Origin of the sequence: Vibrio sp. Vb0888 (genome assembly GCF_033338835.1) — a bacterium.
In the GTDB taxonomy this organism is placed as follows: domain Bacteria; phylum Pseudomonadota; class Gammaproteobacteria; order Enterobacterales; family Vibrionaceae; genus Vibrio; species Vibrio alginolyticus.
Genome location: NZ_JAWOTL010000012.1, coordinates 58,074 through 71,051 on the forward strand (window position 1 = coordinate 58,074; position 12,978 = coordinate 71,051).

11 protein-coding genes are annotated in these 12,978 nt (G+C 45.6%); 10 read left to right on the forward strand and 1 reads right to left on the reverse strand.

Annotation, left to right across the window (positions count from 1 at the left end; all coding sequences use genetic code 11):
- Window positions 1-24 precede the first annotated feature (24 nt).
- The 8 genes from gltB to R7P72_RS16670 all read left to right on the forward strand — a co-directional run bounded on the left by gltB (window position 25) and on the right by R7P72_RS16670 (window position 10,659).
- A complete protein-coding gene (gene gltB, locus R7P72_RS16635) occupies window positions 25-4,488 on the forward strand; it encodes a glutamate synthase large subunit (RefSeq protein ID WP_005381832.1) in 4,464 nt (1,487 codons plus the stop codon).
- Window positions 4,489-4,508: 20 nt separating this feature from the next.
- A complete protein-coding gene (locus tag R7P72_RS16640; protein WP_005381833.1) occupies window positions 4,509-5,921 on the forward strand; it encodes an FAD-dependent oxidoreductase in 1,413 nt (470 codons plus the stop codon).
- A gap of 91 nt (window positions 5,922-6,012) precedes the next feature.
- Window positions 6,013-6,441, forward strand: coding sequence for a DUF1499 domain-containing protein (locus tag R7P72_RS16645; RefSeq protein ID WP_025768418.1), 429 nt, complete (start codon window positions 6,013-6,015; stop codon window positions 6,439-6,441).
- A 63-nt stretch (window positions 6,442-6,504) separates the two neighbouring features.
- Window positions 6,505-7,200 carry a 5'-methylthioadenosine/S-adenosylhomocysteine nucleosidase gene (gene mtnN / locus R7P72_RS16650; RefSeq protein WP_005381837.1) on the forward strand — a complete coding sequence of 232 codons (696 nt, stop codon included), beginning with the start codon at window positions 6,505-6,507 and terminating at the stop codon, window positions 7,198-7,200.
- A gap of 11 nt (window positions 7,201-7,211) precedes the next feature.
- Complete coding sequence (locus R7P72_RS16655; RefSeq protein WP_005381839.1) at window positions 7,212-8,165, forward strand: cobalamin biosynthesis family protein; 954 nt, start codon at window positions 7,212-7,214, stop codon at window positions 8,163-8,165.
- Window positions 8,165-8,986: a vitamin B12 ABC transporter substrate-binding protein BtuF gene (gene btuF / locus R7P72_RS16660; RefSeq protein WP_005381841.1), complete on the forward strand. Its 822-nt coding sequence runs from the start codon at window positions 8,165-8,167 to the stop codon at window positions 8,984-8,986. The genes R7P72_RS16655 and btuF overlap by 1 nt, the downstream gene beginning before the upstream one ends.
- A 69-nt stretch (window positions 8,987-9,055) precedes the next feature.
- Complete coding sequence (locus R7P72_RS16665; protein WP_005387377.1) at window positions 9,056-9,676, forward strand: TRIC cation channel family protein; 621 nt, start codon at window positions 9,056-9,058, stop codon at window positions 9,674-9,676.
- 128 nt (window positions 9,677-9,804) lie between these two features.
- Window positions 9,805-10,659, forward strand: coding sequence for a LysR family transcriptional regulator (locus R7P72_RS16670; protein ID WP_005381845.1), 855 nt, complete (start codon window positions 9,805-9,807; stop codon window positions 10,657-10,659).
- Here the strand turns inward: R7P72_RS16670 and R7P72_RS16675 are convergent.
- The gene (locus R7P72_RS16675; protein WP_005381847.1) at window positions 10,601-11,380 is read right to left on the reverse strand and encodes a TSUP family transporter; all 780 of its coding nucleotides are present in this window, start codon (window positions 11,378-11,380) and stop codon (window positions 10,601-10,603) included. The genes R7P72_RS16670 and R7P72_RS16675 overlap by 59 nt on opposite strands.
- Window positions 11,381-11,629: 249 nt before the next feature.
- Here R7P72_RS16675 and R7P72_RS16680 point away from each other — a divergent pair, with 249 nt between their 5' ends.
- Window positions 11,630-12,544, forward strand: coding sequence for a hypothetical protein (locus R7P72_RS16680; RefSeq protein WP_005381852.1), 915 nt, complete (start codon window positions 11,630-11,632; stop codon window positions 12,542-12,544).
- Window positions 12,534-12,953 (forward strand): hypothetical protein, encoded by a 420-nt coding sequence (locus tag R7P72_RS16685; protein WP_169644219.1) that lies wholly within the window; start codon window positions 12,534-12,536, stop codon window positions 12,951-12,953. Before R7P72_RS16680 ends, R7P72_RS16685 begins: the two co-directional genes overlap by 11 nt.
- Window positions 12,954-12,978: the final 25 nt, after the last annotated feature.

The following is a 12,978-nucleotide window of genomic DNA, read 5'->3' on the forward strand; positions in this document are numbered from 1 at the left end:
CGGATAAGCAAAGGGAGAATTGCAATGGCTCTTTATGATCCAAGTCTTGAGAAAGACAACTGTGGATTTGGCTTGATCGCGCATATGGAAGGCGAACAAAGCCACAAGCTGGTACGTACAGCAATTTCTGCACTTGACCGCATGACTCACCGTGGTGGTATCGCCGCCGATGGTAAAACTGGTGATGGTTGTGGTCTTCTATTACAAAAGCCCGATTCCTATTTACGTCTTATTGCCGAAGAAAATGGTTTCAACCTTGGCAAGCAATACGCCGTAGGGATGATTTTCTTCAACCAAGATCCAGTCAAAGCTCAACTCGCTAAAGACATCGTCAACAAAGAACTGGCGCAAGAGACGCTAACTGTGGCTGGTTGGCGTGAAGTACCAACTAATTCAGAAGTACTCGGTCCAATTGCGGCCAACTCGCTTCCAAATATTCAGCAAGTCTTTGTCTCTGCACCGGCAGGTTGGCGCGAACGCGACATTGAACGTCGTCTCTACATCGCACGCCGTCGCATCGAGAAACAAATCACCGAAGATCCGGATTTCTACATCTGTAGCTTATCGACTCAAGTTTTGGTGTACAAAGGCCTATGCATGCCTGCGGACTTACCGCGCTTTTATCTTGATCTTGCCGATCTACGTATGGAATCTGCTATCTGTCTGTTCCACCAGCGTTTTTCTACCAACACTCAACCGCGTTGGCCATTAGCTCAACCGTTCCGCTACCTTGCTCATAATGGTGAGATCAATACCATTGAAGGTAACCGACAATGGGCACGCGCTCGTGCTTATAAGTTCTCGTCACCACTGCTGCCTGACCTACAAACTGCAGCACCGTTTGTGAACGAGACAGGCTCAGACTCGTCTAGCTTAGATAATATGCTAGATCTCTTCTTAGCTGGCGGCATGGATATCTTCCGTGCCATGCGTATGCTCGTACCGCCAGCATGGCAAAACCACCCGGATATGGATCCGGATTTGCGTGCGTTTTACGATTTCAACTCCAAACACATGGAACCATGGGATGGCCCAGCAGGTATCGTACTGTCCGATGGTCGTTATGCTGCTTGTAACCTAGACCGAAACGGTCTACGTCCTGCGCGTTATGTAATTACCAAAGACAAGCTGATCACTCTGGCATCTGAGGTAGGGATTTGGAATTACGCCCCAGATGAAGTTGCCAAAAAAGGTCGTGTAGGTCCGGGGGAATTGCTCGTCATCGACACTCGTAAAGGTAAGCTTTGGCAGTCTAGCGAGATCGATAATGACCTGAAATCTCGTCACCCTTATCGCGAATGGATGGAGAACAACGTTCGCAAACTAACACCGTTCTCTCAGCTGCCTGAAGATCAAGTAGGTGAGCGCAGCTTTGATGAAGACTTGCTTAAGACTTATCAAAAGCAGTTTGCCATGAGCAATGAAGAAGTCGATCAAGTATTGCGTGTCCTCGGTGATATGGGGCAAGAAGCCGTCGGTTCGATGGGTGATGACACCCCGATGGCGGTTCTTTCTTCGAAAGAGCGCTTGGTGACTGATTACTTCCGTCAGAAGTTCGCGCAGGTCACCAACCCACCAATCGATCCGCTGCGTGAGAAACACGTCATGTCGCTAGCGACCAGCATCGGCCAGGAGATGAACGTCTTCTGTGAAACCGATGGCCACGCGCATCGTGTAACCTTTGATTCTCCAGTACTGCTCTATTCAGACATGCAGCAACTACTAGGGCTGAGTGACGATCATTACCGTAATACCATTCTCGATATCAACTACGACCCACAACAAAAAGATCTTAAACAAGCCATTAATGATCTGTGTGAGCAAGCAGAGCAAGTCGTTCGTGAAGGCACGGTTTTAGTGGTTCTTTCGGACAGAGCCTTGGTCAAAGGTAAGTTACCAATTCCGGCAGCAATGGCAGTCGGCGCCGTTCAAACTCGTCTGATTGACGCGAACTTACGTTGCGATGCCAACATTGTTGTTGAGACCGCAACAGCCCGTGATCCACACCAATTTGCCGTCTTACTTGGTTTTGGTGCCACTGCGGTTTACCCATACCTTGCTTATGAAGCGTTAGGTAAACTGATTGATGATAAAGCACTAGAGAAAGACTACCGTGATGTGATGCAAAACTACCAATACGGCATCAACAAAGGCCTGTACAAGATCATGTCGAAAATGGGGATCTCAACCATCGCCTCTTACCGCTGCTCACAACTGTTTGAAGCAGTTGGCTTGAGCCAAGATGTGGTCGATCTGTGTTTTAAAGGCGTCACAACTCGAATTGAAGGCGCGAATTTTGACGACTTCCAACAAGATCTTACAAACTTATCTCGTAAAGCATGGGCGAAACGCAAATCGATTGATCATGGCGGCTTGTTAAAGTACGTCCATGGAGGTGAGTATCATGCTTACAACCCGGATGTTGTCGGCACGCTGCAACAGGCCGTTAAATCTGGCGAAAGTAAGGACTATCAGAGCTTTGCTAAGCAGGTAAACCAACGCCCTGTTGCCATGCTGCGTGACTTAATGTCGCTGAAAAAATCAGACTCACCGCTGCCACTTGAGCAAATAGAACCACGCACTGAACTGTTCAAACGCTTTGACTCAGCGGCAATGTCCATTGGCGCACTTAGCCCAGAAGCGCATGAAGCACTTGCAACGGCGATGAACCGTCTTGGTGGTTACTCTAACTCGGGTGAAGGCGGTGAAGATCCTCGCCGTTTCGGTACTGAGCGTAACTCACGTATCAAACAGATTGCTTCTGGCCGATTTGGTGTAACGCCGCATTACCTAACTAATGCGGATGTACTGCAAATCAAGGTGGCACAAGGTGCGAAACCGGGTGAAGGTGGACAGCTACCAGGACACAAAGTCACCGCAGAAATCGCAAAACTGCGTTATTCGGTACAAGGCGTGACTCTGATCTCCCCTCCTCCGCATCACGATATCTATTCGATTGAAGATTTGGCCCAGCTGATCTTCGACCTTAAACAAGTCAACCCGAATGCGCTGGTTTCGGTAAAACTCGTCTCCGAGCCAGGTGTCGGCACCATCGCAACGGGTGTAGCCAAGGCTTACGCTGATCTTATTACCATTTCGGGTTACGACGGTGGTACCGCAGCAAGCCCATTAACTTCGGTAAAATACGCTGGTAGCCCTTGGGAGTTGGGGTTGGCAGAGACACAACAAGCTCTGGTTGCTAATGGTCTGCGTCATAAGATCCGCCTACAGGTAGACGGTGGTCTAAAGACTGGTTTAGACGTAGTTAAAGCCGCAATTTTAGGTGCAGAAAGCTTCGGTTTTGGTACTGCGCCAATGGTCGCTATGGGTTGTAAGTTCCTACGAATTTGTCACCTCAACAACTGTGCAACTGGGGTTGCGACTCAAGACGAGACACTGCGTAAAGAATACTTCAAAGGTCTACCAGAAATGGTGATGAATTACTTCATCGGCCTGGCAGACGAAGTGCGCGGATTACTCGCCGAACTTGGCGTTGAAAAGCTGACGGACTTGATTGGTCGTACCGATTTACTTGAGGCAGTAGAGGGATTTACAGCGAAACAGACCAAGCTGGATCTATCCAATATTCTAGAAGCTCCAGTATCACCTGAGGGCCATCCGCTATTTTGGACAGAGCCAAACAAACCGTTTGATAAAGCTGAGCTCAACCAAAAGATCGTTGATGATGCCATGCATGCGGTCGAAAACAGTCAATCGGCAAGTTTCTTCTACAATGTCATCAACACTGATCGTTCTGTTGGTGCACGCTTATCTGGCGAAATAGCAAAACGCTATGGCAACCAAGGGTTGGCGGCTTCCCCTATCAAAATCTATCTTGACGGCACCGCAGGCCAGTCCTTTGGTGTTTGGAACGCAGGTGGTGTAGAGCTTTACCTCACGGGCGATGCGAACGACTACGTGGGCAAAGGCATGGCGGGTGGTAAAGTGGTTATCAAACCTCACCTTGGCACTGCATTTAAGTGTAATGAAGCAACCATCATTGGTAACACCTGTCTGTACGGCGCGACCGGCGGTAAACTATTTGCAGCCGGTAAAGCAGGTGAGCGTTTCGGCGTACGAAACTCAGGTACGATAGCCGTCATTGAAGGTGCTGGCGATAACGCTTGTGAGTACATGACTGGCGGTATTGTTGCCATTCTTGGTGCGACAGGTGTGAACTTTGGCGCGGGTATGACTGGAGGCTTTGCCTATGTTCTGGATGAGAACCAAAGCTTTGAAGGTCGAGTTAATACTGAGTCTGTCGAAGCCATCTCATTGTCCGATCTTTACATCCACCAAGAACATTTGCGTGGCCTAATTGCGGAACACCTTGAAGAAACAGGGTCGAGTCATGCTGAAAATATTTTGGCGAACTTTGATGAATGGATTCCAAAGTTCTATTTGGTGAAACCACAAGCGGCAGATCTTCGCACGCTACTTGGTCACCAGAGCCGCAGTGCCGCAGAGCTGCGTGTTCAAGCACAGTAATCATGGAGGATGTTTGAATCATGAGCCAGAACGTTTATCAATTTATCGATGTGCAGCGTGTAGATCCTGCGAAAAAGCCTATCAAAGTTCGTAAGATCGAGTTCGTTGAAATCTATGAACCGTTCACTAAACAACAGGCGACTGCACAAGCGGATCGCTGCTTAGATTGTGGCAACCCATATTGTGAATGGAAATGCCCAGTCCACAACTACATCCCTCAATGGTTAAAACTTGCCAATGAAGGTCGTATTCTTGAAGCGGTTGAACTATCGCATCAAACCAACAGCCTACCGGAAGTATGTGGGCGCGTTTGTCCTCAAGACCGCCTATGTGAAGGTTCATGCACGCTTAATGATGACTTTGGTGCCGTCACCATCGGTAACATAGAAAAGTACATTACCGACAAAGCGTTTGAAATGGGCTGGAAGCCAGATATGTCCAAGGTGGAGTGGACCGATAAAAAGGTCGCAATCATTGGAGCAGGCCCAGCTGGCTTGGCTGCCGCGGATATCCTAGTGCGCAATGGCGTTAAGCCAGTCGTGTTTGACCGCTACCCTGAAATTGGAGGCCTTCTGACCTTCGGTATTCCTTCCTTCAAGCTTGAAAAAGGCGTGATGGAAAACCGCCGCCGTGTGTTCACTGAAATGGGCGTCGAGTTCCGCATGAACATGGAAGTAGGCAAAGATGTCCAAATGCAAGAGCTGCTTGATGAATACGATGCTGTTTTCTTGGGCGTTGGCACCTATAAATACATGCGTGCAGGTCTAGATAATGAAGATGCACCGGGTGTGTATGACGCGCTGCCATTTTTAGTTTCGAACACCTACAAAGTCATGGATCTTGAGAGTAACCAACCCTTTATCGATATGGCAGGAAAGAAAGTCGTCGTACTGGGTGGTGGTGATACAGCAATGGACTGCGTTCGTACCTCAATTCGCCAAGGTGCCTCCAATGTAGTTTGTGCTTATCGTCGTGATGAGGCCAACATGCCGGGCTCTCGTCGCGAGGTAAAAAACGCAAAGGAAGAAGGCGTGAAGTTCATGTTCAACCTTCAGCCTTTGGGAGTTGAAGTGGATGCGTCAGGCAAAGTCTCGGGGGTCAAAGTGGTGAAAACCGCACTTGGTGAACCTGATGAAGCGGGTCGCCGACGCCCAGAGCCCGTTGAAGGCAGCGAGCACGTTCTACCAGCAGACGTTGTTATCATGGCGTTTGGTTTCCAGCCGCACAAAATGGACTGGTTAGCACCGTTTGATGTCGATTTGGATCAATGGGGTCGTATCAAAGCCCCTGCGAAGCAAGAGTTCCAATTCCAGACCAGCAATGAAAAGATCTTCGCGGGCGGCGATGCGGTACGAGGTTCTGATCTTGTCGTAACCGCAATTGATGAAGGACGAAAAGCGGCAGAAGGCATTCTCGATTACCTCGAAGTTTAATCTCAGCTAACCTCACAAAAAGGGTCCTGTTATTGGATCCTTTTTCTTTTGTATCCATATAATTAGAAACAAAATTATAAGAGTAAATATAATGAAAAAAGCCGCTCTCCTTTCCATTACTTTGCTCGGCTTAACCGCTTGTAGCCAAGGAGTCACAACCATGACGGATCGTTCTCAATCACCTTGTGGTGACAAACCAAACTGCGTCTCCACCCAAGACACGCGAGAAAAATACAACCTAACGCCATTTATCTTAGTTGATTCAGCGAACATCGACGCTATTGAGCAAGTTGCGCTTGAACTGCCAGGCGCGAAAACCGCGGTGAAAGAAAGCAACTACCTTCGTATCGAGTGCACATCTAAAATCATGCGCTTCGTGGATGACCTCGAACTAAAAATAGCAGGAGACCAACTGATTGTGCGCTCGGAATCTCGTGTGGGCTACTCTGACTTTGGCGTAAACAGAAAGCGCGCCGATCAATTACGAGAAAAGCTCACTCAAGCTAAGCTCATCAAATAGAAAACTGCCAACGGGGAGTGCTATACTCTCGGCCAACTAAAATATTTACCTAAAGAGAGTGTTATGAAAGTTGGTATCATCGGTGCGATGGAACAAGAAGTGACCATCCTGAAGCAAGCAATTACAAACTGCAAAACTGTAAATAAAGCAGGTTGTACGTTTTTCTCTGGTCAAATTAACGATGTCGAAGTCGTCGTACTACAATCGGGCATCGGTAAAGTTGCAGCGGCAGTGGGCACGACAATCCTTCTTGATGAATACCAACCAGACGTTGTGATTAACACAGGCTCTGCTGGCGGTTTCGATTCAAGCTTAAACCTTGGCGATGTAGTTATCTCTACAGAAGTTCGTCATCACGATGCAGACGTAACCGCTTTTGGTTATGAAATTGGCCAAATGGCCGGTCAACCAGCTGCATTCAAAGCGGATGACAAGCTAATGGACTTAGCAGAAAAAGCCCTAGCACAAATGGAAAACACTCATGCGGTTCGCGGCCTAATTTGTACTGGCGATGCGTTTGTTTGTACTGCTGAGCGTCAAGAGTTTATTCGTAAACACTTTCCGTCTGTTATCGCTGTAGAAATGGAAGCATCTGCTATCGCTCAAACTTGTCACCAATTCAACACACCGTTTGTTGTTGTGCGTGCAATCTCTGATGTCGCTGATAAAGAATCACCAATGAGCTTTGATGAGTTCCTGCCTCTAGCAGCAAAAAGCTCTTCCGAAATGGTATTCAAAATGCTGGAACTCATTAAGTAAACGACTCATTCATGGAAGAAGTTTTTCAGTCATTTTATGCCAACGGTGCGCTCCTCATTATGTGGGGTGCACTGATCTTGCACCTTTTAGTGCCAATCCCCCATTCAGCGCACCCCATCACTTTATGGCGAAAGCTAGCAGAGCAGCTAGCTAACAAAGTGAACAATAATCACAATTACTCACAGAGTGTAATCTCAGGCAGTCTTGCACTAGGCTTGATGCTGTTTCCTTGCTTGATATTACTGATTGCAGTAAAGCCATTTGTTTGGCAAATCCCTTTATATGAACTGGTTCTATTGATCATTGCGCTAGACTGGCGCAACAGCGAAACGTTAACGAAACAGCTCGTCACAAGTATCTCTTCGGAAGACAAAGCTCAGTGTCGAGCATTACTGAGACCATATCTTAATCGCGATACTGGTAGCCTCTCGATCGTTGGCATAGGTAAAGCTGGCTCAGAAACCCTGATTATGGGATACAGCCGCAACGTGATCGGCGTGCTATTTTGGTACGCACTAACAGGTGGTATTGGTGCGTTAATGTATCGACTCACAACAGAATTAGCGCGAGTGTGGTCCCCTAGCCGACGCCAATATTTGCCCTTTGGTAAACCTGTGATTCAACTGGTTGCTACTCTGGATATTATTCCACTTCGTCTCTTTGCCATACTTTTAGCTGCCGGAAAGAATACAAGTAATGTGCTCTCTGGAATACAACAGCAAGCGAAGTCTTGGCCCTTACCAGGACCTAGCTGGGTGTTATGTACTATCGGACACAAACTACAACTGTCTTTATGCGGCCCTGCTATCTATCAAGGTGTGCGTGCAGAGCGCGCAAAAATCGGTGGGCGCATTGCGCCATCGGCTATTCACCTTTCACAAATACATACGCTGCTCGTTTGGCGCGTCCTGGCTTGGATCGCAATCCAAAGTTTGCTTTTAGGAATAATTTATCAAGGATTATGATGAATAAATTATGCTTCGCATTAACGCTGTTTGTTTCGACAGCGACCTTCGCTCAACCCGCTCAACGCATTATAAGTTTAGCTCCACATGCCACCGAAATTGCCTTTGCAGCAGGGCTAGGAGAGCAGCTTGTTGCTGTCAGCGAAATGAGCGATTATCCAGAACAGGCAAAGCAGCTAGAAAGAGTCTCAAATTATCAAGGAATTAAATTAGAGCGCATTATTGCTCTTCAGCCGGACTTAGTGATTGCTTGGCCAGCCGGAAACCCCGCTAAAGAGTTGGAGAAAATTAAACAGTTCGGTATTCCTATCTATTACTCCACTACAGGTTCATTAGAAGATATCGCCAATAATATCGAGCAACTCAGCCAATACAGCGAAACTCCACAAGTAGGAAAAAAAGCCGCTGAAGATTTTAGAACGCAGCTGAGTACACTAAAAGAACAGTACAACTCGAACGAGAAAGTTAGTTACTTTTATCAGTTGAGTGAAAAGCCTATCATCACTGTCGCCGGAAAGAACTGGCCAAGTGAAGTCTTTACTTTTTGCGGTGGTGAGAACATTTTCGCCGCATCTAGCGCGCCTTATCCTCAAGTTAGCATCGAGCAAGTCATTACTCGCCAGCCAGAGGTTATTTTTACTTCTCGTCACGCAATGAGTAACGATGGTATGTGGGCTGAGTGGAGTAATGAGCTTCTTGCTCTTAAAAACAAACACATCTGGTCCCTAAACTCTGATTGGATTAACCGTCCGACACCACGCACATTGAACGCGATCAAGGAAGTGTGTGAGCACTTTAAAAGCGTTCGTCAAAAACGCTAACGATTTCGTGGCAAATACCGTACAATTTCCGCCCATTTTTTCTCACACTATTTAAAGGTACTAAGTAACATGGACTCCATGCTGCTTTATATGATCGATTTGTTCGGTACCGCTGTTTTCGCTATCTCTGGCGTATTACTGGCGGGCCGTTTAAAAATGGATCCATTCGGCGTTATCGTGCTCGGCAGTGTGACTGCTATAGGTGGCGGAACAATCCGAGACATGGCGCTTGGTGCCACTCCCGTATTTTGGATAACAGATACGACTTACTTATGGGTGATATTTGTTACGTGTCTACTAACCATGCTTGTTATTCGAAGACCCAAGCGACTCTCATGGTGGGTATTACCCGTTTGTGATGCCATCGGTCTCGCTGTGTTTGTGGGAATAGGAGTAGAAAAGGCACTCGCCTACAATGCATCTGGGATGGTCGCGGTGATAATGGGGGTTATTACTGGCTGTGGCGGTGGCATTATACGAGACGTGCTGGCTCGCGAAGTTCCTATGGTATTAAGAAGTGAAGTCTATGCTACGGCATGTATTATTGGCGGCATCTTCCATACGATGGCGGTAAACATGGGTTATGACCACTCAACGGCTTTACTCGCTGGTGTAATCTCAACGCTCATTATACGTCTCGGTGCGATTCGTTGGCATCTATCCCTGCCAACTTTCGCCATTAACCGTTAAACACCAACAACATCACTCACCATGGAGTCGACCAAGTGTCGGCTCCTCTCATTTATGCTCATTTGATTCGCCAATTCTTGGGCAATTCGCTAAATTATCTCAACCATTCCTAACTTTCATTAATCATTATGTTGCTTGAAGGTATTGAAACGTTACTTGTCCTCAGTAAAGAAAAAACCATGAGCCGCACAGGCAGTCAACTCTATATTAGTCAATCTGCCGTGAGTAAACGTATTTCAAATCTAGAGAAGAAGTTAGGAAAAAAATTGATAGAGCCGAATGGTCGGCACATAAAGCTGACCTCCGATGGCCTTGCCCTCATAAACACAATAGAACCCACGTTCAATGAGTTAAGAGGAAAAATCCACGATCAACAACAAATAGAAGATACTTCTTTAATCAAAATGGACTGCTCTGAAACCTTAGTGGCGGGATACCTCAGCATGATCATGGCAGAACACTTTGCCCATGATCAGTACATACGAATATCGACCAATCATACGCCACGCATTATTGAGAATGTGAAATCAGGCAAAGCAACATTGGGATTTTGCGCTGGCTATCTACCACCTCATCATGGATTAATGAGCCTTCACCTCGCCGATGAACCTTTCTCAATTGTCAGTCGACATTCTCTTTCACAACTACCTAAAGCTATTTTGACCAATGACTTAACTAACCCTGCCAACACATATCAACAAGCTATTTTATCCAAACACGGAATCGAACCTTTGATGGAAATGGATTCGTATACTGCGGCAGCACAACTGGCTTTGGGAGGTGTGGCTCCCGCTTTAATCCCTAAATCTATCCTAACGACACTTAATATCACATCTAAGTTCTGCTATGACTTTGAAGAGCTAGATCAGTTAGTTCGACCAATACATATCTGCTTACGTCACAGCACATATCGTAGCGAACGAGTTAAAGCACTGACAGAATCCATTGCTGATGTTGTTGCCAAAGAAGTTTCGTTGCCATAAGCATCGACATCACTATAACTAGAGGACGAATCCATTTTTGTCCTTTACTTACCACGACCTTCGCTCCTAACTGAGCACCAAGAAAACCGCCAACAGCCATGGTTAAGCCAAGCTTCCACACGGGCAACCCAGCGAAGATAAAAAAGAGTAGTGCCGCAATGTTTGACGTGAAATTGAGAATTTTGGTTCTAGCAGTGGCTTCGACCAAAGAAAAGTGACCTAGTGCAACAAAACAAACAGTAAAAATAGATCCAGTCCCAGGGCCAAAAAAGCCATCATAGAAACCGATTCCGCCACCAATGCATAGCGCAAACATCGCTTCAGATAACTTTGGTTCTCCATCGATTTTTCGCGTACTTGGCGCGAGTAAAAAATAGAGGGAAATGGCTATCAAAAGAACAGGGATCAAACTGGTGAGTACGCTAGCATCAATAAACTGCACAGCCTCGGCACCGATTGCAGCGCCTATAAAAGTGCAGAGTATCGCAAAACGCATTTCCTTTAAACTGACAATACCGTTACGCACGAAATACCAGCTAGCAGAGAAACTGCCAAACGAACTTTGTAACTTATTGGTTGCTAGAGCTTGAGTCGGACTCAACCCCGCAGCCAAAAGCGCAGGGAGCGTAATGAGCCCCCCCCCACCAGCCATCGCATCAATAAAGCCTGCGGCAGTCGCAACCAAAAATAAGGCCAACAAAATCTCAACCGTGATTTCCACTACACTTCCTTTTTGAAGAGGTATCAAAGAGGAAGAAACGGTAGCACTTATTCACAAAACTACCAATGGAAAGTCAAGACACCAATCTATTCCTAATTTTCATCAGTCAATAAATCTAGAGAATGATACATTAAAAATATCAATTACATCCAAATATAGAGCCTCACCTCAAGAGCCTCTTAATATTTTGATAGAAAAAGAAAATGCTGTCTTAATAGGAAATATTTAATCTGATAAAAAACGAAAATAATGGAAGCCTTACTGACTCGACCATCAATAAAAGAACAGCAATTACGCTTAAAAATCGAACAGATAGTGAATGTTAATCAGCTATTCAACGTTATTGACGCTAAACCAGAGACTAGCGGTGCGGGTGTAATTTATATTGATAACAAATTCACCGTTGTACGCTTAAGAGACTTTAAATCCACATGCCATATCAATCCTACCTTTATCATTCTACGAGAACCGATAAAATTACAATCATCTCAAGAATTTGCAAAAAAAATAAAACAGGAAGAATCAAAATCAAGATTCAATCAAGAGCTTCTATCAGCGAGCATTAGCTGTATTGGTGCAGCAATTGGCTGGATTGGAGTAGTTGGTTCGGGGCTAACAATACCAGTAAGTGGTCCTGTGGGCGTAACTATGTCCTATATCTCACACGCCGCTACTGTTGCTGCCACAGCCCAATGTGCTATTGGAGTAGCAAGAACCCGTATGGTATCTAAATCACCAGATAAATTATCGGATATAGACAGTAATGAGTGGTATCAAAATACAACTAAAGCTTTAGATTACATATCCTTAGCTGGAGCGGGTGCTAGCGGATATCAAACGATAAAAATGGTTCAATCTCTTAAGCAAACCACTAAGAAAGGCGTTCCCGAGATTCTAAAAGGCTTAAACAGACAAGAGAGAACAAGATTAACTAAAGAAATCATCCGTAAAAACCTTCCGAGTATTTCGAATAAAGCTCGTAAACAGCTAATGTTGTCAGGAGAAATTCCTAAGAGGTATTCGCAAGCAACAATATCCGCATCCATTTCTCATCAGCTTCTAGATGCAATTGGAGGCTCAATTAGCATAGTAGGAAGTGGTTATTCGGGAGAGTTAAGAAATCTTGCAATTGGAATCTATGAGGAATTGAAAGTTGAATACTAAATCAATTAGCATAGCAAACATCTCACTAAGTATATGTTTATACTTGGCATTGACTATTGGTCTGGCTATTAGCTTGAGCATTTGGAATGACTGGTTTTCTTTCACTCAACACATTGCTCTAGATACTTACCTTCTTACATTGGGAGCTATTACGGTTGTTGTTGTATGCATTCCAAACATTCTGACAATAAGCAAAGGATTAAGTATTGCTGCAAAAATAAACTTACTTACTATCTCTTTTATCATTCTCACTTGCAGCATTAATTTTGTTGCAGCAAGTGGTAGTACTATTTCTTCATCTTTGGGTACATTGCTTGCCATCATTAGCTTAATGATCTTCAAAAGCGAAGCATACCAATCGTTCCTAGCACACTTTAATGCTCTTCATTTTAGAAAAACCTCGATATAAAAAAGCCCGCTCAAATGAGCGGGCA

What these genes read in the sequence shown, in the direction of transcription:
- gltB (WP_005381832.1), top strand. Translation starts at nt 25, where the DNA reads ATGGCTCTTTATGATCCAAGTCTTGAGAAAGACAACTGTGGATTTGGC.
- R7P72_RS16640 (WP_005381833.1), top strand. Translation starts at nt 4,509, where the DNA reads ATGAGCCAGAACGTTTATCAATTTATCGATGTGCAGCGTGTAGATCCT.
- R7P72_RS16645 (WP_025768418.1), top strand. Translation starts at nt 6,013, where the DNA reads ATGAAAAAAGCCGCTCTCCTTTCCATTACTTTGCTCGGCTTAACCGCT.
- mtnN (WP_005381837.1), top strand. Translation starts at nt 6,505, where the DNA reads ATGAAAGTTGGTATCATCGGTGCGATGGAACAAGAAGTGACCATCCTG.
- R7P72_RS16655 (WP_005381839.1), top strand. Translation starts at nt 7,212, where the DNA reads ATGGAAGAAGTTTTTCAGTCATTTTATGCCAACGGTGCGCTCCTCATT.
- btuF (WP_005381841.1), top strand. Translation starts at nt 8,165, where the DNA reads ATGAATAAATTATGCTTCGCATTAACGCTGTTTGTTTCGACAGCGACC.
- R7P72_RS16665 (WP_005387377.1), top strand. Translation starts at nt 9,056, where the DNA reads ATGGACTCCATGCTGCTTTATATGATCGATTTGTTCGGTACCGCTGTT.
- R7P72_RS16670 (WP_005381845.1), top strand. Translation starts at nt 9,805, where the DNA reads ATGTTGCTTGAAGGTATTGAAACGTTACTTGTCCTCAGTAAAGAAAAA.
- R7P72_RS16680 (WP_005381852.1), top strand. Translation starts at nt 11,630, where the DNA reads ATGGAAGCCTTACTGACTCGACCATCAATAAAAGAACAGCAATTACGC.